Below are 24,265 nucleotides of genomic sequence, written 5' to 3' on the forward strand. Positions count from 1 at the left end.
TGAATGAGATGAGTGTGATAACAGAAACGTAGAAACGTGGCAATTCGATTTCTTGATGGAAATCATGCCACCACATGCCCTTTTTGTAAAAACGTCTCTTATTATTTCGACAGGAATCAACGAATTACCTCAATCCTGCTTCAACAAGCTTTGATTGTCACAAGATTCGGTCAGATTGGCAGATGCGTGCGCGTGCAGCTTCAAGAACTAACATCAACTTTAGGCGGAGATGACTTAGCCTGCCTGTTGGCCTTATCATCCGCGATTGCATCTTTGGGAAAAGATGCACGTGCCCCGTCCTGTGGTGATGAGTGATTCATCAGGTGGAAAGCACTCTCCACGGACACAATAAACACGAAAGTGCCCAATGGTTCTGAAAATGCTCCCCAAACTTCTCGTGAGTGTCCGCAACGCTCAAGAAGCACGTATCGCGGCTGAAGCAGGCGTCGACATCATCGACCTCAAAGAACCTAAGCAGGGTTCTCTGGGTATGGTTCTTCCAACTGTTCTCCGAGAATGCGTCGCCAGTGTCCGAGCTGTCAATTCACGTTGTCAGCTGAGCGCAGCCTGCGGGGAACTTGTTGAGTTTGCCCCGTTAGTCCCTCCTGCCTCCTTAAGCGGCTTCAACTATTTCAAAATCGGGCTCGCAGGGATGCACGGAAAGGAGAACTGGCAAGCCACATGGCAGCACATGCGGGATCAACTTGGTCCAGAAAACGGTGAATCTACGCCACGCTGTGTGGCGGTTGCTTATGTGGATTCTGCAAATGCAAATGCTCCCGAGATCGAAGATGTGATCGAAGCAGCTGCGGCGTCAGATTGCGCTGGCGTACTGTTTGATACTTTCCAGAAAAACGACATGCGGTTTTCTGATTGGGTCAGTGACAGCAGGTTGAAGCATTTCCTGAAAGTGATCCATCAACATGGGATGTTCTGTTCCATTGCTGGCAAACTGACCCTGGCAGATGTGTCGCACTTTTCAAAGTTCTCGGAGAACGTACCGGCGGGGAGGGCAGTAGATGTCATCGCCGTTCGTTCGGCAGCCTGTATTCAAGATCAGAGAACTTCAGAGGTTTCTGCAGCGAGAATTCAAGAGTTGCAAGAACGGCTCAGGGGAGCCTCAGCGAGTCAATTTCTGGAGTAATTTTGGCCGAGAAACCAACTTACGGCGATGAAGACCTTTTGAAATCGTTTTCCCTTCAAGAGTTGCATCCACCCGAAACAACAAGTCCCGTCCATCAATCTGGACGACCGTCGCCGAGAAAGTCACGTCATCGCCAATGAGAGCCGCACCCTGATGTTCGATTTCGACGGAAGTTCCGACCGTCAGTTCTTCATCTTCAAGGAAGGGCTGAATCAGTTCCATCGCTGTTTCTTCCAGCAGCCACACTAAAAATGGTGTTGCCAGCACCGGCGGAAGCCCTTCGAAAGTAATAGTGTGGGATTCGTTGATACGTCGAAGGGACTTGTGACGAACCCCGGTTTTGAGGCCTGATTTCATTTTGAAAGTTCAGTTTTTAAGGAACGCGAACACTGGAACAGAAACACTGGACCCCAGTGGAAGATAATACAGAAATGAGGGCCGATTACGGGGATGACGTCTGTTTCGTTTTTATTTCGCTCGAAAAATGTTTTTAGAGCAAATCTGGTCTCACGAAACGGCCTGGCCACACGAAGTCCCCTTGTTCCCGATGCGAAAGGAGATCAGCTTTGACTGGAGTAGTCGTGGGGTCTTGATGTTCTAATTTCATGGTCCCTATACTGATGGATTCGAACAATCTCGAATGAGCGGAGATCTGAGCGTGCTTATTAAAATGGAACTTGCCCGAATCATTATCAGCGAGATCAATGATCATCAGGTCGTCTACTTGAGTGAGGTCGATGGAGAAAAACGAAATTTCCCGATCGTTATTGGAATTTTTGAAGCCTCCAGTATTAATCGCAGCGTGCAGGGCCAGGTCCCGCAGCGACCGCTCACCCATGATCTCCTCAAAAGTGTGATCGAAGAGATGGGGGGAGAAGTTCAGGATATCGTAATTACGAATCTGGTCGAACACACCTATTATGCGGTCATCCGTATTAAGCACAACGGCGAGGTCATTGAAGTTGATAGTCGCCCCAGCGATGCAATTGCATTAATTGCTCACTATGACCCGCCATTACCAATATTCGTTGACGAAGAAGTCGTCAAAGCCTCAACACTGCCGGATTAAGCACCAATTGGGTGTGTGAACTGTAACGATTAAGCCGCTGAGGTAATTTGGTCTGGCTGTGAGATCTTGATTACAGGTTTCAATCACACTGCGGAAAGTCTACCGTAAGTCTCTCCACAACAACGACTTGCGACAAAACAGAGAGATAGTTAATGTAAGCTCGCAAGCTTGACATCGGCAAGACCCACAAGTACAAAGCGATCTCAACAAGTTGAGAGACGGACGGAGAAAGGTTCTAGAGCAGGGATGCAGCGCTTGTTGATGCAAGCGTTCTTGACTACCCGTGGGCAAGAAGACTGGAGATTATCTCTCACAGCGAGTGCTGTCTTCAGAGGGATGAGTCCACCGCGGGGCATAATTACTCTCTGATTGAGACTGCATCCGATGGCAAAGAAAAAGACAACTCGACCGTCCAGTTCGACTCCTACCAAGAAGGCAGCCAAGGCAAAGCCTGCTACGAAACCAAGACGAGTCAACCCTGCTGTTCGGTTGAAATCCATCGACAAAGAGATCGTCAAGCTCCTCAATGAACGGTTGAAGCTCACGATTGGTGAATTGGAACAACTGACAGATCGTCGCGAGGTCTGGTTTGATCCTCAACTGGAGCGAGAACTTTGGGAGCAACTCGCAAGCTATAACAAAGGCCCCATCGATCAGGAAGTTTTGAAGAGCATCTTCCGCGAGGTCCTCAGCTCGGCTCGAGAACAAGTCAAAGAAGTCCGCGTCGCTTACTTAGGGCCACAATTCAGCTTCACTCACCTGGCTGCTCTGGAGAAGTTCGGCAAGACCGCCGATTTGATTCCAGTCAATTCGATTGCAGCTGTTTTTGAGGAAGTGAACAAAGGGCACGCTGAGTTCGGAATCGTCCCGATTGAAAACAGCACTGATGGCCGCATCGTCGATACCCTCGATATGTTCACCCGGTTGCCATTGAGGATTTGTGGTGAAGTTCAAATCGCCGTTCACCACAACTTACTTTCGCGATCACCTCGAAGTGAGATCACTGAAATCTACAGCAAGCCGCAGGCTCTCTCGCAGTGTCGAGACTGGCTTGCACGGAACATGCCAAACGCTCAGTTGCATGATGTCACCAGTACATCGACTGCGGCTGCCCTCGCTCAAAGCAAACCTGGGGCCGCTGCAATTGCTAGTCGACAGGCTGCTGTCCAATACGGGTTAGATATCGTAGCGGACTCTATTGAAGACAATGCATATAACGTGACCCGATTTGCGATCATCGGTGATCAAGACACAAAGCCAACGAAGAGGGATCGGACGGCCTTGCTACTGCAAATTCCGCACAGTCCCGGTTCGTTGACAGACGCCTTGAATGCGTTCAAGACGAACAAGATCAATCTCACCTGGATCGAATCATTCCCGCTACGCGGTCCTGAAACCGGATACCTGTTCTTTCTCGATTTTGAAGGCCATTCGAAAGACCCCAAGATCAAAAAAGCTTTGACGAGTCTCGAAAAGAAAGCTGTTCGCTTAGAAGTTCTTGGTTCCTATCCGCGGACTGATATCGCAGACTGATATCGCGACCGAAATTTTGTTTCCTCGTCTAGCATTGTTTCTCCGTCAGCCTTTACGCAGCCCTTACGCACTTGGGTTGGCAGCGGAACATGCGAATTCGAGACGGACCGTCACCTTGCCTGAAACGGAAACTTTGCCTTTCAGGAAGAAGGCATTTGAGAGTTGCTCAGTCAGCTCAACCTCGATATCGAGAGTGTCGCCGGGGCGAACCATCTTTCTGAACTGGACGTTGTTCAATCGAGTGACGACCGGAACCTCGCCTGTTCCCGTTTCCAGAATCTGGGCGATCAGTACTGCGCCTGCCTGGAATGCCGCTTCGCATTGCAGAACTCCCGGAAGAATCGGGAAGTTCGGATAATGTCCGCGAAAGACATCCAAGTCGTCGGTAATGAGTTTCTTCGCGTGGATGCTGGTTTCGTTCATCTCAACAACCTCATCCAACCACAAAAACGGGTCTCGATGCGGAATCTGTTCTTTGATTTGTTCTTGAGTCAAACTTTTCACGATCACGTCCGTCGTCAATAAAGTGGAATGTTGTATTCAGAAGCAGAGCAAACTGTTCTACCGTGTGTCTGTGAAGGACGCATTTCTCTAATAAAAAAATGCAGTTCGCCACGAGGCAGATCCTGCAAATCAATTCGAAAGATGCTCTAGTCGATGTCTCGTACCGGTAAGTCGACGAAGCGACGGCGAAGTGGATCGAGCTTCTTACGACTCCATTTCGGAGAGAAAGGAATCTGAACGTTCACAAATCCCCAATACTGGTCGTCGCGGACTTTATCGGATGTGGCTTCGAGCCCCGCGGTCAGGCGAGACTGTTCTCCCAACCACGGCAAATCGTAACTGCGATACTCAAGTCGTGTGCTCGGGCCGCTCATTTTTTTGAACCCTGGAGCAGAATTCTCAAGGTGATAGTACCCCACGAACCAGCGAAGTTCGTTGGAGTCGTACCGTCCCCAGTGGACAATGCGTTTGCCAACTTCCGTATTGAATCCAGTGGCAGCCCGCTCTTGATAGGCGTTGCTGATAATAGTTCCATTAGAAATTCCGTTCGCAGACTTCGAGGGTTTGCCTCCCTCATTCGGGAAGTATCCATTCAGACGGACATCCCAGTCCTCGGAGAGAAATTCGATCCCAGTCGTAAACTGATTGAATCGATTTCGTTGATTGGTTTTGAGCAAGTCATAGTAACCATAGATTCCGAAAATCCACTCAGGCGAAATGAACGTTCGGTACCCCAAGCCAAATTCACCTTGGCTACTCTCTTTGTCGTCAAAACGTCCACGAATATCGGCAAACACGAAATCGATATCATTTTGCCAAAGCGGAAGGAATGCCCTGACATTCAGTAGTGAGCGATCATTGCCACCCTTGAGTCCCAAATCGATAAGTGGCGAAATTTGATCGTATCCGATCGAGTCGCATCCCGAGTGAAATTCGTCTCCCTGATACCAACAGTCTCCATTGAAAATTGGATCGTTGTAGAATTGTGTTGGCGGGCTGGATAATGGTGAGCTGACAAAATTTTCTTCAGCTGCAGGTGCTAAACCATAGTCGTTGATTCCCAAAGGTGGTGGGTCCACAGGAGCAACGGGAACGCTGGGCGCAGCGAGTCTTTGAGGTTCAGCCTGGGTGAAACGCAAAGGCTCCTCAGGAGGTGGAGGAGGTGCCAACGGGAGGTCAATCAGTTCTCTCTGCACAGGTGTGGGCTCAAGAGCAGAACGAGCTGCTGGACGAGATGCTGTCTGTTCGATGACCGTTTCCTGAATCGGCTTCTTAGGTTCCTGCTTCACTGGAACCCAGGTCCCTCGTTGTCCAACGGGAACTTGCTTTTCAGCCGGAGTCGGTTTAAATAAATTCGGTGCAGCAGGGGGCGGATTATGCGATTCAACAGTCAGCGTCTCGTTTTGATCGACTGGTTTCGCGACAGTCGGATTTCCCGGAAGCAGCGGAGCGAGTAAGGGTGGGGCTGTTAGTTTCTCTTGCCGAGGAGCCGGTTTCGCGAGTGATTCAAGTGGACGAGCCGGGAGTTCTGCAGGAGGGGCAGGGACAGGTTCAGCGAACTGAACTCGTTCTATTTCCTGCGTTTGAGTCTCGGTGATTCTTTCGACGCTTCGTATGGGACCAGACGGAGGTGGAGCTTGAACTTCGTGGCGACGGACGAAGCGCGAAGGGGGCGGGGCGTCGCTCTGTGCAGATGAGAGCGAAGCAACTTGCAACATCACTATGAGTGTAAGCGCAATCTTGGTGCGCATGAACTCGACCTAAATAAATCAAGGATACGAACAATCCTGATTTACTACGTCGCAGGGCCGATGCAGGTCAACGGAGGACCGTTGATTGACCTGCACAACGGTGTTGAACAGCAAGTTTCGCCGGTTTGAATACGCATCAAAAGTTAGAGCATCTTTCGAACAGGTGCCCAGATTCTGCCGCGTGACAAAAGCGATTTTATAAGAGAATCGAGTCCTTCACAGGCACATGACAGGAGAAATTGCTCTACCGAGAGACCTCTGATTCGGGCAGAAATCGTTTCAATTCGCCACGTAAAAAGTTTTCAATATCGCGAGCAAGATCAAGCTGATAGACCTTTTTTGCATGTTTCTGGCAATCTTCGATGGAGATGTTGCAGATTAACTGTTTGATCAACGGGATTTTTTGCGGAGTGACGCTCAACTGACGCAACCCCATGCCGAGGAGCAGCGGAATGAATTTGGGGTCCGAAGACATTTGACCGCAGACAGAAACCGGCAAGTTTGCATCTCTTGCGGCAAAGAGAACCCGGCGAACGAGAAAGAGCACCGAAGGGTCTGAGGCGTTGTAATACTTTGCCACCGACGGGTCCGAGCGGTCAGCTGCGAGCGTGTATTGAATGAGATCGTTGGTCCCGATCGAGAAGAAGTCGACTTCACGGGCAAATTCATCAGCCATGATAGCTGCGGATGGGACTTCCACCATCATCCCGACGGGGATGTCCGGTTTGTGTTCGATCTTCTGTTCTTCAAGGTCTTCACACACGTCCCGCAAGACCATTTTTGCCTGCCGGAACTCTCCGATCGACGAGACAAGGGGAAACATTACGCGAACATTTCCGTGAACAGCCGCGCGAAGAATCGCTCTCAGTTGTGTCTTGAAAAGATCGGTATGCTCCAAGCTGACGCGGATACTCCGTAAACCGAGTTCGGGGTTGGAGTGATCGCGATAAATGGCCCTCATTGAGTCTGGAATCTTGTCCGCGCCGACATCTAACGTCCGAATTGTGACGGGAAGTTCTGGGAATTTCTTAAGGACTTTGGAGTAAGCGTTGTAGTGGTCTTCCTCCGTCCGTTCTCGCATCGATCCGAGGTAAAGAAATTCAGTACGATATAAGCCAACTCCGTCTGCACCTCGTTTCTTGCACGTTTTCGCTTCTTCTGGAAACTCGATGTTGCCGCACACTTCGATGTCGACCTTATCCTTTGTCTGGACACGACCAAGCTTCAGTTTTTGCAGGGCAAGACTTTGAGTGCGGAATCGTTCCTGCTCCGTCAGGTATCGAGCTTGGGTCTCTGCGTCGGGAGCAATGATCAGGCGACCTTCATTCCCATCGACGATGATCATCTCGCCGCCTGAAATGTCTGAGATAAACTCACCGACTCCAACAATCGCTGGAATCTCTAAAGCCCCCGCTAAAATGGCCGTATGACTTGTACTTCCGCCGGTCTCAGTGACAAAGGCTTTGACATATTTTGAGTTTAAACCGGCCGTCTCGCTGGGTGTTAAGTTGTGAGCCAACACGACCACAGGAGCAGTCAGGTGCGAGAGTTCCTCACGCTGTTCACCGAGGAGATGCCGCAGCAAACTGCGCTCTAGATCAAAAATGTCAGCTGCCCGTTCAGCAAGGTATTTGTCACCTAGATGTTGCAACTCTCTGGCGAATTTTCGCAGAACCTGAGTTGCAGCGTACTCGGGAGTCTGGTGCTGTTCACGGATTAAGGACTCAATCCTCTCAAGCAATTTGGGGTCGCGGGCAAATTGAAGATGCGCAGCGAAGATCGCAGCGTACTCTTTCCCTAGATGCTGCTCGGCAAGTGCTTCGTTCGCGGAAATTTCTTTTGCGACATTCTCCAATGCGCAGCGTAATCTTGCGATCTCTGATTCCACAGCGGTAACGCTCAGGGTGTCGTGGGGGATTCGAAAATCCTCAACGCCCAGCACAAAGGCAGGCCCCATCGCCACGCCCGGTGAAACAGCTATTCCATTTCTAACTTGCATCGGACCTCAAAATTTATGACCACGTCCACGGTGGAACTTTTCTGGACTTTCTGAATGCCCAGGCTTTCAGAGCGTGCAGTCCGCAGGACAATATTCGTTAAAAAACTCAGAGTGAGGGAAAATCATCAATCGAAATGAACGATGAGATGCCTGCATCATAGCAAAGCACTATTGTAGCAAACGAGAGAAAAGATGCGTGTCCAATGCCGAGATAGATGGGTCTCGATGTGAAGTCTCTTCTTAAAGTTAGAGCAGTTTGCTCTGCAGTGTGCCCGCGAGGAACGCATTTCTCTAATAAAATTGCTGTTGGTCGCCGAAAGACAACACCTCAGCGGTCCTGATTCCCCCCATGAGTGGCATCGTTTCAAATGGCCTATCGATGCAAAGAAGACGCAAAAGAGTGTCAGAAGCAGGATCATTTCCACACAGGTGACTGGTGATTCAGGGCGAATGAATCATCGGCAGTGAGAAGCATCACCGCTGGCAAGAGTTCATGAAGAAAATGAGAGACCGACCTGAATGGCAGGTTCAGAAAGTACGCGGACTCACTCAACCGGATCGGTTTGTTTTGAGAAGAGGTCTTCCAGTTTTTCGACGATGCTTTCAGCCCCATCACCAGATGCTTCGATGACTAAATCGGAGTCAGGCACCGCAGTGAGCAGTAAAAGATCGAACATGGAAGATGCGTCCGCACTTTTGTCACCAACATGAATTAAGACTTTACCCGCAAAATCGCTGACAATGGCAATCACATTCGAGCAGGCACGAATGTGAAGACCTTGTGCGAGTTTCAGCCGCACGTTTCGGCGGATGGAATCGGGTTCCGACATGATAGGATCAAAGCGACCGACGTTAAGTTCACTCATTACGAACTATGATTAATATTTTGGGAGACGACCTTTTGATGGTCCACGATGGAGTCATCGACAATTGTAGGACAGCGACAGTCCGGAACAGGTTCTCAAAGATTACGTGTGAACATCAATCTTTGTGAGAATTTCCAAGTCACTTTCACAGCGCCTCAGACTCAGTTTAATAAAAATTGCGGTTTTGTGACACAGAATAATCCACAAACTCTGTGAATTAGTGCAGCAGAAACCATTCTGGTGAAGTTTTTTGAATATTTGACGTTCCTGATTCTTCGTTTTTCGCGATTTAAAATCTTCGAAGACTCGGGAGGTCAGATTCAGGTTTCCGGTTCACTTCTACACGAGGTTGTCATCCGCTTCCTGAAGCAGGTCCATGACTTGCGCTTTTGTGCGAGCTTGCTTCAAGAAGCTGCAAAAGTCATCTTTTTTCAGGTAACGGGTGATTGTTTCCAGTCCACGCAAGTGATCTCCGGGGCGATCGGGTGGAGAGATCAGCAGAAACAGGATGTAGACATCTTCGCCGTCGAGGCTATCGAAATCGAGCCCATTGTGACAAAGTGCAACAGTTGAGATAATTGATTCAACAGATGGGTGCTTCGTGTGCGGAACTGCGACTCCACGACCAATACCAGTCGAACCGAGTTCTTCACGCTTCGAGATGGCAGAAACAATCGCTTCTTCATCAGATTCATTAATCTTTCCGCATTGCTTAAGGCTGGCAACCATCTGACGGATAGCGGATTCCTTTGAATCAGCGACGAGTTCTGGAAGAATTGCATCTGAAACGACGAACTCTGTGAGTTTCATCTGTCGTAGTCCTGCTGGAAAATTAAAACGAATCTAAGATCGACTGCGTCGTCGATTTGATGTGTCTGGGGCTAACCTGGAACGTTGGGGGGCGATCTCTAAACCGCGATCAACCGACACCATAGTCGTTTCCAGGTTTTAGTGAGAGGCAATTTCGAAAGACTCCTCGAGAACAAAAGTTCTACTCGGGGTTTTCTGATTCCTCAACATCAGAGTCTAAACCATCCCCAATAACTTTACTGAGAGGTTTGTCTCGGCGATGGTCGGTCAATTTCTCTTTGTACTTACGAATTTGCTGTTCCATTTTGGCCAGCACTTGGTCAAAACATGGACCGACATCATCTGCACTCATCTCGTGGTGAGTTACGAAATCGTGCTTGTGCTCAGCATCTACAAGCATTTCGACTCGAACCCGGTCTCCCTCGAAATCAAGAGTGACCTGAGCTGACTGAACTCTCTCGAAATAGTGCAGAAGTTTCTCTGATTTTCTTGACATGTAATCGCGAAAATCACCACTGATTTCGCCGTGTCGACACGTGATTGCGACCTGCACCTGGAACTTCTCCTCAGGATAAATTCAACAAGAATCAGCACTTCGTACAAGCCTATAGTGACTTGAATGCCAATGATTTTCAATTGCTCAAGTAGTTTCGATTCTAGTTGACGCTGGGCGTCCGTCAATTCTCGAAACCAAATCTGACGAGAAAGTTACTCAAGTCGCGAAAAAATTGCAGTCTGGGAGCGTCATTCGAGCCAATATTCACAAAACATGATGGGTTGAACAGCCTTGTATTCGGAAAACATCAGTAGCCACTCCCTTGACTAGAGCCGTTTGTTCCAGACAGGTTCCGAGCCTCTGTCAAAGTCACTGCTTTCCATCTTCACGGTTTGACCACCATGGCAAACTAATCCCGCCATCCATCAGAGCGGTGTTGCCTGTCATGTAATCGCAATCGCTGCTCATCATAAATGTGATTAACCGGCCAATTTCTTCAGGTTGTCCCAAGCGGCCCCAGGGAATTTTCTTTGCACCTTCTTCGAGTTGCTCTTCGCTAAAGAATTTTCGTTCTCCCGGTGTGTCGATCCAACCGGGATGGACGACATTGACGCGAATGCGATACTTCGCGAGTTCAATGGCTGCCGTTCTTGCCATGTGGTCGATAGCTGCCTTCGACATGTTGTAAGCCATTGCAGTGGGAACAGGAATTTTTGCATGCGGTGAACTGACCACGACGATTGATCCTCCGTTCTCCTGTTTCACAAGTTGCTGTGAAACCGCCCGGACTGCGAAGAAGGCTCCCCACATACTAACGTCGACCGTACGTTTGAACCCGTCCATGTCTGCCTTGATCATAAGTTCCCGGTCACTGTATGCGGCATTTGAAACTAGACCGGTGATCTCGCCCCATTCTTTGACGACATTCGAGACCATCTGCTCGACTTCCGACTGGACCGAAACATCTCCCTGCAGAACCAATGCCTGGCTACCAAGAGCACGGATTTCATCTGCAATGCTATCCGCAGCTTCGGAGTTCGAACGATAATTGACAGCGACGTCGGCTCCGGCTTTCGCAAGCTCTAATGCTGCTCCACGACCGATTCCTTGTGAACCGCCAGTGACGAGGATTTTTTGATTTGAGAGGTCCATTTTCTTGCTCATCAACAGTATAAGTGTCCCATTACTTGAATCATTGCGGAGGATACCAAACTGAAATGGTTCTCCCAATCGAGTCTGTAGAGACAGTTTACACGGGGTTTACATCGAGTGCTTTCACCAACCGAGATCAACTGCAAGGAAGACCGGTCAAGTAAGACTGGCAACGATAGAGAGCAGTTTGAAAGATCACAGGCTTTGTGGACGCGTGTCACTTGCAAGCTTATTGTGCGTGACGAGGCAGAACCGAATCTTCAGTTTGAAAATGCTGTCAACTCAACCTCTGCGCTGGCTGAGCATCCGTTGCAGTTTCGCTGTGAGGCGACGCTTTAAGGCGACGCTTTAAGAGGCATGTCGAATTGTGAAATTCTCTCTCACAAGTCATATTCAAAGAAAGACGAGATTCGCACAGAACAATTTAGAACCAGCCCGGCAACTTGTGGAAGAGTCGCTTCTCTCAGTCCTTGAGCGAGCAAATTCAGGTTTCAGGATCAGTTCTATCAATGACTTCACGAAAAACTTTAGGACGGAAGCAGGCAACGATGTTTTTTCGATATACAACGCCACTGTTCATCATGGGGCTCTTGGCAGTCAATGTCTTTGCTCAATCTGAAGAAGAGATCGAGACGCTCCGACAGGGACTTCAAAAGCTTGAAGCACAGATCGATGGGCTTGATAAGAATCAACGTGTTGATGCCGAGGTCTGTGCCAAAGGGGTCGACTGGATTATCCGCCACAATGAATTCTATCGCCCGAACTACGTTCAGTCCGCCCAGAAAGCGATCGAACTGGGGAGTGAACGTGCAAAGCAAATCGCCGAAGGGAATGCCGATTGGGGAACTCGCCCCGGAGTTCACGCTCTCGGGTACCGCTCGCGCGTTGATGATTCGGTGCAGCCGTATCTTGTGACACTTCCAGAAGGTTTCGAGATGAAAGGAGCAAAGCGGTGGCCGCTGTATGTTGTCTTGCATGGTCGAAACTCTCGACTGACAGAAGCCCATTTCATTTCTTCAGCGAATGGAAAGCCTGCCCCGAAGGGACAGACCTGGATTCAACTCGATGTTTTCGGGCGGACGAACAATGCGTATCGCTGGGCTGGCGAAACTGATGTCTTTGAAGCAATCGCGGATGTTTCAAAGCGGTATCGAGTCGATGAAAGTCGTGTTACGCTCTGGGGCTTCTCAATGGGTGGGGCAGGCGCATGGCATCTCGGTTTACATCATCCATCGCGATGGGCATCTGTTGGAGCCGGGGCTGGCTTTGTGGACTTCTATCGATATCAAAAACAGACTGAACAGCTTCCGGAGTATCAACATCGTGCTTTGCGAATTTATGACGCAAAAGACTATGCCCTCAACTTAAGTGTCGTTCCATTTATCACCTATGGAGGCGAGAAGGATGCACAGCTGGCAGCCAGCCTGCACGTTCAAGAGGAGGCTGAGAAGCTCGGGGTTCCATTGAAGCTGATCGTTGGGCCCAACATGGGGCACAAGTTTGATGACGCCAGTAAAGCGACCTTTATGGAATTTCTGGCGGAACACAATTCGAAAGGTCGGAAGCGAGTTCCCGGATTACGTGAGTTTGAGTTTGTCACTTACACTCTTAAATACAACAAGTGCGAATGGCTGACGATCCATGAACAGTCGGTCCCGTATGAGAAAACGACTGTCACCTCGACGCTTGATGATGACGGTGTTCTGAATGTCGAAACGGATAACGTCTCCGCGCTATCGATTCTTCGGACAGCTGCAAATCGCGTCAGTGTTGATGGCTCAGAATCATTCGATCTCAACCTGGCTGCGGACGCTAATTTGATCGATGTCTATCTCGTGAAAGATGCGGGCGGTTGGTCAGTTCTCTCTTACGAAGACTCACTCGACTTTGAGGAAAACCCCAACCAAAAGAAGCGTCACAATCTCCAAGGGCCGATTGATGATGCATTCATGGAGCCGTTTGTCTGCGTTCAGGGGACAGGACAACCTTGGTCACCGGAATTGCAGGAGTATTCCGACTGGTCGCTCAGCCGATTTCAAACAGAATTTGATAAATGGATGCGAGCTCATCCGCTGGTTGTAAAAGACTCTGCCGTCACTGAAAAGATGATTCGGAGCAAGAACCTGATTCTGTTCGGCGACCCCGGTTCCAACAGTCTTATCAAAACAGTTGTCGAAGAACTTCCTTTGAAGTGGGAAAAGGATTCCATCACATTTCAGGGACAAACGTACTCAACGCGAGACCACGCAGTTGCTCTTGTCTTCCCAAACCCCCTGAATCCGCGAAAGTATCTCGTGATCAACTCGGGGATGACGACTCATGAAAAAGATTTCAAAGCCTCGAACTCATGGTTATTTCCTAAGTTCGGAGACCATGCAGTCATTCAATTCTCCCGGAAGAAAGATAGCCAGTTCGGTGAGCAAGTGATTCAGGCCGGAATTTTCGACTCACACTGGAACAACTGATCAGTATCGCTGCTTGATGCGAAAATACGGATTGTGATGACCAGCGAACTTAGGGTAACCTCCCCTCTCGATGAGAGTCGATGAATAGATTACCCAGGAACTACCCGGAAGCCGATATCTAAGAACCAGTCCGAAAACCTCTGGAAAAGTCGCTTTCCTCAACGTTTGAGAGAGCAATTTCAAGTTTCAGGATCAATTCAAAAAGCTTTCTCATTGTTTGAGAGACTCGATTGAAGATTCCGGACCAGTCAGGTCACTTTCCATCAAATCAGGACGAGAAATGATGTCTCGCCACGTACAGAACTTTGCACTGATCGCAATCGCCTGTCTTTCCTCACCGGTCTGGGGAGCGGAAATGTCGTTGCTGCCCGAAAAAGGAAGCACACCCGTGATCGAGATGTGGTACCTCAATGGGTACACGCCCTCCTACCCGGAGGTCATCATCCTCGCGGATGGTCGAATGCAAATCATGTCGCCCGAGGGACCGCAAAGGTCTCAACTGCCTGTCGCTCAAGTTGAAACGCTCGTGAAGCAGCTTTGGAAAGTGGATGGTCTCTGTCATGTTCAGACTGATTCAATGAACAAAGAAATTCAGCAGGCAACGGTCCAGTCTGGCCTCAAGAGCCACATCGAAGGGGCTGGTGAAACAGTCTTTCGAATTCAAACAGCGACCGAAACGCGTGAACTTCGCTGCCGGGCAGTCGGTGTCCTGGCTGTCCGTTTCCCAGAGATCAAGTCAGTCCTTTCGATGGCAGCTGCTCAACGGCGTCTAGAGAATGTGCGTGCGGTGGCAACAGTTGGAGGAAGTGCACAGGCGGACGAAATCGCAAGTTTGGCAGCTCAGGCAGTACAAACGGAATACGGCTTGAATGTACCTGTTTCAAGTGAACACCTTTCAATGGTTCGTGCTCTTCCCGATGGAAGTCGTTTTTGCCAGTTTCTGGTTGCTTCGGATGATCATGACCAGTCGAAACCGGTACACATGATTTCTATCACCGAAACTCCCGGGCATCATCCAGAAGTCAGCATGATGGGCGGCCCAGTGACTCGATGACGGATACCGAAACGCTTCCAAATCCAAACCGTCGAAATTGCGTTTGGAGATTCATCCAGATCCTTTTTCAAATCTTTTGTGCGACCTGGTTGAGATTACGCGTCCGCGGAAAAGAGCATCTCCCCAAGGAAGGTGCTCTGCTTCTTGCGAATCACCAAAGTTTTCTGGACCCACTGCTGATCGGTGTACACCTGCAGCGTCCAGTCAGCTATCTCGCGCGCGATTCACTCTTTCGAATTCCAGTGATTGGCTGGATACTGAAAAAAACGTATGTGATGTCGATACGCCGAGAATCTGCCGGGACGGAAAGTCTTCGCAAATCGATCGCGCGGCTGGAACACGGATTTTATGTCGGCATGTTTCCAGAAGGAACGCGAAGTGCGGATGGCGAGATCGGGGAACTCAAACCCGGATTCGTTGCCCTGATCCGCCGGGCGAAGGTTCCGATTATTCCGGTCGGAATCGCCGGGGCATTCGAAGCCTTGCCCCGAAAATCACTCTGGATCAGGCCAGTGAAAGTCCGCGTCGTTTTCGGTGAGCCAATCTCGGTCGAGACAATTCAGGAGCTCTCAGAAAAAGGCCGCCGGGACGAATTTCTGAAACTCGTCCACCAGCGGCTTATCGATTGTCACCACGAAGCTGTGGAATGGCGAACTGATAAAGTTGACCCTGCAACGAAATCTTAATTCGCTCTCAGGTCACATTCAAAGTCGTAGCCCATCGCACGGAATGTCCGCTACAATCGTTTTGTCTGAACCAGAAAGTGACAGCTGACAACTCCGATCATTCTGTTTCCGATGCGTCTTTCTTACTGGAATCAGATTTGGAATCGGCATTGGAATCGGGGACCTCAATCACGTCTGTGAACGATTTCTCTTGCCGATAAAGTTCGAGTCGTTCGACACTGGCATCTTTCATGTCGCCATCCCCAAAGATTTCGATTGCCGTCTGGACGGTCTCAATCGCTTTCTCGAAGTTGCCAATTTCGGCATACGCCGCTGCAAGGGTGTCAAGGTATTCAGGGTTACGATATTTGGCAGAACGGGACGCTGCGACTGCCAGGTCAACGGCCCGCTGACCGTCACGAAAAGACTCGTCTTCACAAGTTGCCAGCAACCAGGCGAGGTCGTTCTGTGCTGATGGCGAACCGGGCGAAAGCTTCAAAGCCTCTTCATAGTCGTCTACAGCCAACTGAAACTTCTTGACGTTCTTGTAGGCGAATCCTCTGTTGATGTAAGCCGGCAAAAATTTTGGATCGGCTTCAATGCAATTCGTGTATGCCTGAATCGCGAGTGGATATCTCCCCACAAGACGTAAAGTCACCCCGAGAGAATTGTGGGCTTCAGGAGATTCCGGCGCCAATTCGATCGCCTTCGTGAAGTCTTTGAGGGCTGCATCGAGTTTTCCGGTGTCCAGAAAAAGATCTCCCCGAGCCTGATAGGCTCCCACCTCGTTCGGGTAAGTCTTCAGGATGACGTTGTACTCGGCCTCAGCCTTATCGTAAAGCTTCAGCTGCTGGAAACAGGTCCCCAGATTAATGTGCAACGTGATCGAGCTATCTCCAAGTTCGTAAGCTTCCTCCAGATCATTGACTGCTCGCCCCCAATTCCCCTGCGCCATGTAGCTGATCCCCCTGAGGTGATACGCCTTAGGGGTTGGGTCTTTTGCGATCTGATCGGAAAAAATTTTGACTGCATCGCTAATGAGGACAAGATTATTTTTGTGAACCCATCCTTTGACAGTCGCAGAGTATCTCCATGGACCACGGTGATGGGTGACATCTAGCAAAGCGCCCAAAGAAGCGTCAGCAATTCTGGTTGTCCCAGTCATCACAGGAGACTTCTCAGACTGCACGATGTACTGCTCCACTGTATCCAGCTTGACGACACTATTTTGCGAATAGGCGGATGAGCACGATAAAAACGATGTCAATAGCGTTAAAACCGTTGCAATTTCTTTGGCTCTGCGAATTGGAATAGTCATACTGATCAGAAACCTTTCAAAGAATGTCAAGGTCGTTCTTGCAAACGGCCCTACATTACGTATCTTACCTAATAGTTACCAGTTGCCATGGTGAGCCAATCGGGTTCTCGTTTTAGATTTTCAGAACACTCGGACAGCTTGAAGTTTATGGCATTGCGGAGGGGTTCCGCGATTTTGGTTATACCACAAAATGGAAGGGGAGGAATCGAATGAAGAATCTGATGATGTTGTTGCCCGTCGTGGCAATGACGCTCGTCGTAACAGACGCTGAAGCAGGGGATTGCGGTCGACATCGGCGTCGCTGTCGTCCAGCACCATGTGCCACAGCTTGTGGAACTCAGCAAGTTGCAAACAACAATAGCTGTGCACCAGCTGTTGCGACAGCACCGGCATGCCAAACTGTTGAACGGACCATCATGGTCCCGGAAACAACCACCGAAACACGAACAGTTACTGTTACAGAGTACAAACAGGAACAACGTGAGCGAACATACACTGTTCAAAAGCAAGTTCCTCGTCAAGAGACTCGAACCCGAACAGTAGTTTACTACGAGCAAGTTCCAAAAACTCGTCAAGAAACCTACACCGTTTACGAAACTGCTGAAGAGCAAAAGGAAGTTGAATACACAGTCAACGTTCCTCACACGGTACAAGAAACCTTGACTCGCACTGTGTACGACAACGTCAACGAAGACGTTGAGCAAACTTACACAGTCATGGTTCCTCACACTGAGCAGCGCACAGGCGTTCGCAAAGTGACCGACTGGGTTGAAGAAGAAAAAACTCAGACTTACACAGTCATGGTCCCTCACACCGAACAACGCACAGGCGTTCGACAAGTGACCGAGACAGCTGAAGAGCAAGTCGAGCAAACTTACACAGTCATGGTCCCACACACTGAAGAGCGCACAGGCGTTCGCAAAGTGACTGACTGGGTCGAAGAAGAAAAAACTCAGACTTACACAGTCATGGTTCCTCACACCGAAGAGCGAACTGGCGTTCGACAGGTGACTGAGACAGTTCAAGAGCAGGTTGAGCAGACTTACACAGTCATGGTCCCACACACCGAACAACGTACAGCTGTTCGCAAAGTGACCGACTGGGTTGAAGAAGAAGTCGAGCAGACTTACACAGTCATGGTTCCACACACTGAAGAGCGAACAGCAACTCGCAGTGTCTGGGATACAGTTCAGGAAACTCACACTCGCCAGGTTCAAAAAGTTTGCGGATCATGGGTGACTGAGCAAGTCGCTGATCCTTGCAATCCTGCTTGCACACGCTGCGTGCGTAAATGGGTTCCACAAGTGACCTGCGAAGAAGTTCCTTACACTGTTTGCAAACGCGTTTGTCGCCAAGAGCCTTACACTTACAACGTCACTGTCTGTAAGCCAGAGCAACGCACACGAACCGTCACTGTTCGCAAACCTGTTTGTCGTGACGAAGAGTACACTTACAACGTCACTGTCTGTAAGCCAGAACAACGGACTCGTACCATCACTGTTTGCAAACCTGTTTGCAAAGATGTTGAGTACACCTACAACGTGACCGTCTGCAAACCAGAAGAGCGAACTCGTACCTACACTGTTCGCAAGCCTGTTTGCCGAGACGAAGAGTACACTTACAACGTCACTGTCTGTAAGCCAGAACAACGGACTCGTACCATCACTGTTTGCAAACCTGTTTGCAAAGATGTTGAGTACACCTACAACGTGACCGTCTGCAAACCAGAAGAGCGAACTCGTACCTACACTGTTCGCAAGCCTGTTTGCCGAGACGAAGAGTACACTTACAACGTCACTGTCTGTAAGCCAGAACAACGGACTCGTACCATCACTGTTTGCAAACCTGTTTGCAAAGATGTTGAGTACACCTACAACGTGACCGTCTGCAAACCAGAAGAGCGAACTCGTACCTACACTGTTCGCAAGCCTGTTTGCCGTGACGAAGAGTACACTTACAACGTCACTGTCTGTAAGCCAGAACAACGGACTCGTACCATCACTGTTTGCAAACGAGTTCCTCGTGAAGAAGAATACACCGTCGAAAAATGTGTTCTCAAGCCAGAAACTCGCGTTCGTACCGTCACAACTTGCAAGCAAGTTGCTGTCGAGAAAACTCGCGACGTCAACTACACAGAATGCGTTCGCAAAGAACGTGAAGAAGAGTACCAAGTGACAGTCTGTGATACTGTCTCTGAAGAACGAACACAAACTTACACTGTTTGCGTTCCTGTTCAGGTTGAAAAAGAAGTTCAAGTTCAGGTTTGCAAAATGGTTGAGAAAACCGTTCAGGTTCAAGTTCCTGCATGCAACCCATGTGCTCCAGCTTGCAACACTTGCAACTAATCGCACGAATTGAAGTTCTCTGAACTAGAGCATCTTTCGAATAGGTGTTCATGTTCTGCCTCGTGGCAAACAGCATTTTCACTAGAGAAATGAGTTCTTCACGGGCACAGGATAGAGCTAGCTCTAGAAAGCCCTCCACTCACGTGGGGGGCTTTTTTTGTGCAATCGCAAGAAATTATGTGAAGCAACAGATTTGCCTGCGGATCAACTGGAGAGAGGAAAGAGATTCCTTATCTTCCAAATCATTCGCCAAGGGCAAATCTGATGAGTCGCATACAAAGAATGCATGCACTAAGTGAGCTGACAAATCCCGTGCATGGAACTGTTCGCTGGTCTCCTGTGAAGTCAACCTGGTACTCCTTGATGCTGCTCATTGCCATCGTGGGAGGAAGCCAGACATTCAGTCTTAAGAGCCTGCTTCTCTTCTCTGTGCTGACATCTGTCACACTCTGTTGCGGACACTCCGTGGGTCTGCACCGACTTCTTATTCATCGAAGTTTTCAGTGCCCTCTATGGCTGGAACGCATCCTGGTCACAACGGGTGTTCTCGTGGGAATGGGCGGCCCTCGGAAGATGCTCTACATGCACGACATCCGAGACTGGTCACAACGGCATAACAAGTGCCACGACTTCTTCAGCCACAAAAGCCCCATCTGGAAAGACTGGTTCTGGAATCTCCACTGTGAAATCAACCTGCATAACCCACCTGAATTTCAAATAGAATCCAGAGTTGCCAACTCGAGATATTACGCCTTCCTTGACCGCAATTGGATGCTCCTTCAATTGCCGTTAGCAGGCGTTCTGTTTGTCATCGGAGGGACTTCTTGGGTGATCTGGGGAATTTGCGTGAGAGTTGCCGTTTCGCTCACCGGTCACTGGCTGATCGGTTATTTCGCCCATAATCACGGAATCTTGGTTTGGCGAATCGAAAATGCAGCGGTCCAGGGCTACAACCTTCCCGGGCTGGGTCTCATCACCATGGGAGAAGCGTGGCACAACAACCATCATGCCTTCCCGGAATCAGCAAAATTCGGCATCCGCAAATGGCAAATGGACGCCGGTTGGTGGCTGATCCAATTCCTCCACACAGTCGGCCTCGCCTGGAACATACAACAACCCGAAACCCTTCCAAAGAGACCTGAAAGAAAGCTGATTGCTTCTCAAAAAGTTTCTGAAGACGATTACTCAGCGTCATGAGCAAGACTATGAGTCGAAGTACAATGCGAATTCCCAAGGGTGTGGGCGTTCTCGGATGGCTTGGACTTCATAGGTTGTTTTGTACCAGATCCAGGTGTCGATAACGTCTTCGGTAAAGACGTCTCCGCGTAATAAGAAGCTGTGATCTTCACGAAGTGCTTGCAGCGATTTTTCAAGAGAGTCAGGAACTTTAGCGTATGCCGTGAGTTCCTCGCTGGGGAGATCGTACACATCTTTGTCGAGCGGCATTCCTGGCGCGATCTTATTTTGAATTCCATCCAGTGCAGCCATCGTTACCGCAGCACTTGCCAGGTAAGGATTACAGCTTGGGTCGGGACAGCGGAATTCAAACCTCTTCGTGGACGATGATGATGTGTGAACTGGAATTCGGATTGCAGCTGAGCGGTTACGAAAGCTGTAGGTCAAATTCACGGGAGCATCAAAGCCTGGTACCGTCCGTTTGTAGCTATTCGTCGTCGGACAACAGAATGCAAGCAGGGCTGGAGCATGCTTAAGAATTCCACCGACGGCGTTCATTGCCAACTCGCTCATTGAGCCATAGCCCGAGCCAGCAAAAAGGGTTTCGTTGTTTTTCCAAAACGAAAGCGACATGTGCAAGCCGGAACCATTGTCATTCCAGAGCGGCTTGGGCATGAACGTCGCGACTTTGCCGTGCTTCGCTGCGACGTTTTTGACAATGTATTTGAACCTCAATAAGTTGTCTGCAGCCTGGAGAAGAGGAACATGTTCCAGATCAACTTCGCATTGTCCGCCAGTCGCGACCTCGTGGTGTTGTCCGGCAATACCGATCCCACACTCTTGGGCGGTCAACATAATCTCAGTTCTGAGGTCTTGAAGAGTATCAGCTGGTGGCATCGGGAAGTATCCTTCGCGACGTCGAATCTGCTGCCCGCTGTTCTTCGAATCTGAGAATCGGCCTCGGTTCCATTCTCCTTCAATGCTGTCGATATGGTAGTAGCCTTCGTGGACATTTTGGTCGAAGCGAACATCGTCAAAGATGAAGAACTCAGGCTGCATTCCGAATAAGGCTGTGTCGGCAATTCCGGTCGAAGCCATATATGCTTCAGCTTTCCGAGCAACATTGCGAGGATCTCGATTGTAATCGGATCGAGTGATGGGATCTTGAATGTTGCAAGTCATCGCCAGGGTCGACTTCATGAATGGGTCGACCATTGCAGTTTCCGCTTGCGGAAGCACCAGCATGTCGCTTTCATTAATCGACTGCCAACCGCGTATCGAGGACCCGTCAAAAGTCAGCCCATCCGCAAAGCTCTCTTCAGTCAAAGCGTTGACCGGTATCGTGAAATGTTTTTGAGTTCCAGGAAAATCCATGAAACGCAGGTCGACAGCTTGAACTTCCTTCTGCCTGCACAATGCCAATACTTCACGCGGTGTCATGACCACAGTCCTGAGAAAATTTTCGCCACAACCAAAGTCTGATCAGTGTTTGACCTCGAAGTTGGCGAGATCAAAACAGCCTCCAGATTTGGCAATGAGCATCTACGAGATAAACAGCCAGCAAACGGGCCATTGAACGCTTGGCGGAGGTGTTGCTGGCATCGTGCTGCTAAGCCTCATATCGTCGCAAGTCGTTTGCTGAAAATGAAGTCTATCAGGCAGATTGCGTAAATGCAGGAATAAATTATTTGCTTTCGGCCTTCTCTGCTTCGCTATCTACATCAATTGGCTTAAGCGTCTCTCCGTTGTCGCTAAACCCTTTCGAGGCCAAGACCTTACCCCGGATTTCCTGGAGGAGTTCTGGACTTTCTTCGAGGGAGATCCTCGCTTTGTCACGCCCTTGGCCCAGCTTGACATCCCCGTAGGCAAACCAAGAACCACTTTTCTGGACAATTTTTGCATCGGTTGCCATATCCAGAATATCAGCGGTCAGGCTAATTCCTGATTCACCCAGCATGTCAAATTCGGCAACCCGAAAAGGAGGGGCGACTTTGTTTTTGACGACTTTTGCTCTCATTCGGATTCCGATCGCATCGTCACCATCTTTGAGGGTCGCAATTCGACGGACATCGACTCGCACTGAAGAGTAGAATTTCAATGCTCGACCACCAGGCGTTGTTTCCGGTGATCCAAACATTACTCCGATCTTCTCTCGAATCTGGTTGATGAAGATAACAGTCGTTTTCGACTTTGCGATCGCTCCGGTCAACTTTCGCATTGCCTGGCTCATCATTCGAGCCTGAAGGCCAACATGTTTGTCTCCAATTTCGCCATCGAGTTCCGCTTTCGGGACTAAAGCCGCTACGGAATCGACGACAATGATGTCTACGGCATTGGATTTAATGAGCATTTCAGCAATTTGAAGCCCTTCCTCACCGAAGGTTGGCTGACTGACCAGGAGTTCTTCGAGATTGACTCCCAGTTTTCTTGCCCACGCTGGGTCAAGTGCATGCTCAGCATCAATAAAAGCAGCAATCCCACCATTTTTTTGAGCACTGGCGACTGAGTGCAAAGCCAATGTTGTCTTACCGCTCGATTCCGGGCCAAAAAGTTCGATGATCCGACCACGAGGAAACCCACTTCCACCGAGTCCGAGATCGAGTGAAAGCGATCCGGTCGAAATCCCATCCACCGATGCGTCCGGCGAATCAGAGAGACGCATGATCGCGCCATCGCCAAAGGCTTTGTGAATTTGACCTAAAGCGTTCTTCAATACGCCATTAGAGCCATCTTTGGAATTTGCTTCGGATTTTCTGGCGGACTTGGCTTTGGCCATTTTCTTCTCCACGAATAGTGAACATGCGAACACAATAGTATCATATCGACCAAAAGAATCAATCTCTTGAACCGGACATTTCTTTAGAACTTCCAATTTTTAGGACTGTCAGCTCTCTCGCTTTTCGAATCTCCAAAGTGGAGAGTTGTTATGACTCCCGACGTTGGATAAACTCGCCGCCCACTACCGGGAAAGTGATCGGCACACTATTTATGACCCGAACCTTCTACGAGATATAGAATCTATCCGGAAACCGATGCAATATATCAATCTCTCAATGTTTGAGAGGTCAGCTTCAGAGATCCAGGTGAATTCTAGATATCTTTTGTGGTTTGCAACGGTGTGATGTGTCTTCTCGTGTCGAGTTCACATCGAGCAACTTTCTCCTGAGACGAGCGTTATAGAACTGACCTGATAATTTGAATCTTGTCTCTCGTCGATCGAGACGATCACTGTTTCAATTTTTTCGGTCAAGTCAAGCGGGCTCGTCCTTCCGTTTCAACTGGAAAACAGACATGCGGCATATTCTCTCAGCACTGGTGATGAATCAACCGGGTGTGCTTGCTCACATCTCCGGAATGATGGCTTCGCGCGCTTTTAACATCGATAGTTTGGCTGTCGGTCCGACTGAAAACGAACTGTATTCCCGGATGACCTTTGTCGTCGGCGGGAGTGCTCAATCGTTGGCTCAGGTTCGTAAGCAGCTGGAGAAAATCGTCACCATTGTCAAGGTCGTCGATTACCTCGATGAAGAGCATGTTGAACGTGACCTCATGCTGATCAAAGTCCGTACGGACTCTACGACTCAACGTAGCGAAGTCAAAGAACTCGTCGATATCTTCCGCGGTAGCATCGTCGATGTGAGTGCCGGGCACGTCATGATCGAGATCTCTGGACAGGAACGAAAAATTCAAGCGTTTATCGCAGCCGTGGAGCCATTCGGTATTATCGAGATGGTTCGCACCGGTCGGATTGCGCTCTCTCGCGTGAATTCAATGTCGGCTGAAATTGAAGTGGGCGATCCAACTCACTCGGCAGAAAAAGACGTTGAGCAATCTGCTTAAGGATTCTGATTCCACAAAATTGGTGGCAAGTCGAATCTGAACCAGATCACTCGACCGGAAGTGATCACCTCAAGAACC

At 49.4% G+C, this 24,265-nt stretch carries 20 protein-coding genes; 9 read left to right on the top strand and 11 right to left on the bottom strand.

What is annotated here, in order from left to right:
• Window positions 1-367: 367 nt before the first annotated feature.
• The gene (locus Mal48_RS15365) at window positions 368-1,144 is read left to right on the top strand and encodes a (5-formylfuran-3-yl)methyl phosphate synthase (protein ID WP_145201334.1); all 777 of its coding nucleotides are present in this window, start codon (window positions 368-370) and stop codon (window positions 1,142-1,144) included.
• Here the strand turns inward: Mal48_RS15365 and Mal48_RS15370 are convergent.
• On the bottom strand, window positions 1,121-1,501 hold the full coding sequence (locus tag Mal48_RS15370; protein ID WP_145201337.1) for a thioesterase family protein: 381 nt from the start codon (window positions 1,499-1,501) through the stop codon (window positions 1,121-1,123). The two genes, Mal48_RS15365 and Mal48_RS15370, sit on opposite strands and share 24 nt — an antisense overlap.
• Before the next feature lie 301 nt (window positions 1,502-1,802).
• Here Mal48_RS15370 and Mal48_RS15375 point away from each other — a divergent pair, with 301 nt between their 5' ends.
• Window positions 1,803-2,213 (top strand): bifunctional nuclease family protein, encoded by a 411-nt coding sequence (locus Mal48_RS15375; protein ID WP_145201340.1) that lies wholly within the window; start codon window positions 1,803-1,805, stop codon window positions 2,211-2,213.
• A 384-nt stretch (window positions 2,214-2,597) separates the two neighbouring features.
• Window positions 2,598-3,746, top strand: a complete 1,149-nt coding sequence (pheA, locus tag Mal48_RS15380; RefSeq protein WP_145201343.1) for a prephenate dehydratase — start codon at window positions 2,598-2,600, stop codon at window positions 3,744-3,746.
• A gap of 63 nt (window positions 3,747-3,809) precedes the next feature.
• Here pheA and Mal48_RS15385 read toward each other — a convergent pair whose 3' ends face one another.
• The 7 genes from Mal48_RS15385 to Mal48_RS15415 form a co-directional block, all read right to left on the bottom strand.
• Window positions 3,810-4,250 (bottom strand): 3-hydroxyacyl-ACP dehydratase FabZ family protein, encoded by a 441-nt coding sequence (locus Mal48_RS15385; RefSeq protein ID WP_231739617.1) that lies wholly within the window; start codon window positions 4,248-4,250, stop codon window positions 3,810-3,812.
• 146 nt (window positions 4,251-4,396) lie between these two features.
• Window positions 4,397-6,001 (bottom strand): inverse autotransporter beta domain-containing protein, encoded by a 1,605-nt coding sequence (locus Mal48_RS15390; protein ID WP_145201346.1) that lies wholly within the window; start codon window positions 5,999-6,001, stop codon window positions 4,397-4,399.
• Between the two features lie 244 nt (window positions 6,002-6,245).
• Complete coding sequence (ptsP, locus tag Mal48_RS15395) at window positions 6,246-8,000, bottom strand: phosphoenolpyruvate--protein phosphotransferase (protein ID WP_145201349.1); 1,755 nt, start codon at window positions 7,998-8,000, stop codon at window positions 6,246-6,248.
• 545 nt (window positions 8,001-8,545) lie between these two features.
• On the bottom strand, window positions 8,546-8,866 hold the full coding sequence (locus Mal48_RS15400; RefSeq protein WP_145201352.1) for an HPr family phosphocarrier protein: 321 nt from the start codon (window positions 8,864-8,866) through the stop codon (window positions 8,546-8,548).
• A 339-nt stretch (window positions 8,867-9,205) separates the two neighbouring features.
• Entirely contained in the window at window positions 9,206-9,676 is a 471-nt protein-coding gene (locus Mal48_RS15405; protein WP_145201355.1) for a PTS sugar transporter subunit IIA, read from the bottom strand.
• 181 nt (window positions 9,677-9,857) lie between these two features.
• On the bottom strand, window positions 9,858-10,229 hold the full coding sequence (gene hpf / locus Mal48_RS15410; protein WP_145201358.1) for a ribosome hibernation-promoting factor, HPF/YfiA family: 372 nt from the start codon (window positions 10,227-10,229) through the stop codon (window positions 9,858-9,860).
• Between the two features lie 312 nt (window positions 10,230-10,541).
• Complete coding sequence (locus Mal48_RS15415) at window positions 10,542-11,324, bottom strand: SDR family NAD(P)-dependent oxidoreductase (protein WP_145201361.1); 783 nt, start codon at window positions 11,322-11,324, stop codon at window positions 10,542-10,544.
• A gap of 509 nt (window positions 11,325-11,833) precedes the next feature.
• On the opposite strand from Mal48_RS15415, the gene Mal48_RS15420 reads away from it, so the two are divergent.
• The 3 genes from Mal48_RS15420 to Mal48_RS15430 all read left to right on the top strand — a co-directional run bounded on the left by Mal48_RS15420 (window position 11,834) and on the right by Mal48_RS15430 (window position 15,529).
• Window positions 11,834-13,789: a prolyl oligopeptidase family serine peptidase gene (locus tag Mal48_RS15420; protein WP_145201364.1), complete on the top strand. Its 1,956-nt coding sequence runs from the start codon at window positions 11,834-11,836 to the stop codon at window positions 13,787-13,789.
• A gap of 280 nt (window positions 13,790-14,069) precedes the next feature.
• Complete coding sequence (locus Mal48_RS15425) at window positions 14,070-14,843, top strand: hypothetical protein (protein ID WP_145201367.1); 774 nt, start codon at window positions 14,070-14,072, stop codon at window positions 14,841-14,843.
• A complete protein-coding gene (locus Mal48_RS15430) occupies window positions 14,840-15,529 on the top strand; it encodes a lysophospholipid acyltransferase family protein (protein WP_145201370.1) in 690 nt (229 codons plus the stop codon). The genes Mal48_RS15425 and Mal48_RS15430 overlap by 4 nt, the downstream gene beginning before the upstream one ends.
• 97 nt (window positions 15,530-15,626) lie before the next feature.
• On the opposite strand, the gene Mal48_RS15435 is transcribed toward Mal48_RS15430, so the two are convergent.
• Window positions 15,627-16,826, bottom strand: a complete 1,200-nt coding sequence (locus Mal48_RS15435) for a tetratricopeptide repeat protein (protein ID WP_145201373.1) — start codon at window positions 16,824-16,826, stop codon at window positions 15,627-15,629.
• Between the two features lie 209 nt (window positions 16,827-17,035).
• Here Mal48_RS15435 and Mal48_RS15440 point away from each other — a divergent pair, with 209 nt between their 5' ends.
• Together Mal48_RS15440 and Mal48_RS15445 are read left to right on the top strand one after the other, a co-directional pair.
• On the top strand, window positions 17,036-19,171 hold the full coding sequence (locus tag Mal48_RS15440) for a hypothetical protein (protein ID WP_145201376.1): 2,136 nt from the start codon (window positions 17,036-17,038) through the stop codon (window positions 19,169-19,171).
• Between the two features lie 264 nt (window positions 19,172-19,435).
• On the top strand, window positions 19,436-20,368 hold the full coding sequence (locus tag Mal48_RS15445) for an acyl-CoA desaturase (protein ID WP_145201379.1): 933 nt from the start codon (window positions 19,436-19,438) through the stop codon (window positions 20,366-20,368).
• A gap of 6 nt (window positions 20,369-20,374) precedes the next feature.
• Here the strand turns inward: Mal48_RS15445 and glnA are convergent, their stop codons facing one another.
• Window positions 20,375-21,787 carry a type I glutamate--ammonia ligase gene (gene glnA / locus Mal48_RS15450; protein ID WP_145201382.1) on the bottom strand — a complete coding sequence of 471 codons (1,413 nt, stop codon included), beginning with the start codon at window positions 21,785-21,787 and terminating at the stop codon, window positions 20,375-20,377.
• Window positions 21,788-22,031: 244 nt separating this feature from the next.
• Window positions 22,032-23,123 (bottom strand): recombinase RecA, encoded by a 1,092-nt coding sequence (gene recA, locus Mal48_RS15455; protein WP_145201385.1) that lies wholly within the window; start codon window positions 23,121-23,123, stop codon window positions 22,032-22,034.
• 515 nt (window positions 23,124-23,638) lie between these two features.
• On the opposite strand from recA, the gene ilvN reads away from it, so the two are divergent.
• The gene (gene ilvN, locus Mal48_RS15460) at window positions 23,639-24,187 is read left to right on the top strand and encodes an acetolactate synthase small subunit (RefSeq protein ID WP_145201388.1); all 549 of its coding nucleotides are present in this window, start codon (window positions 23,639-23,641) and stop codon (window positions 24,185-24,187) included.
• Window positions 24,188-24,265 lie beyond the last annotated feature (78 nt).

Source organism: Thalassoglobus polymorphus, assembly GCF_007744255.1.
Lineage (GTDB): Bacteria > Planctomycetota > Planctomycetia > Planctomycetales > Planctomycetaceae > Thalassoglobus > Thalassoglobus polymorphus.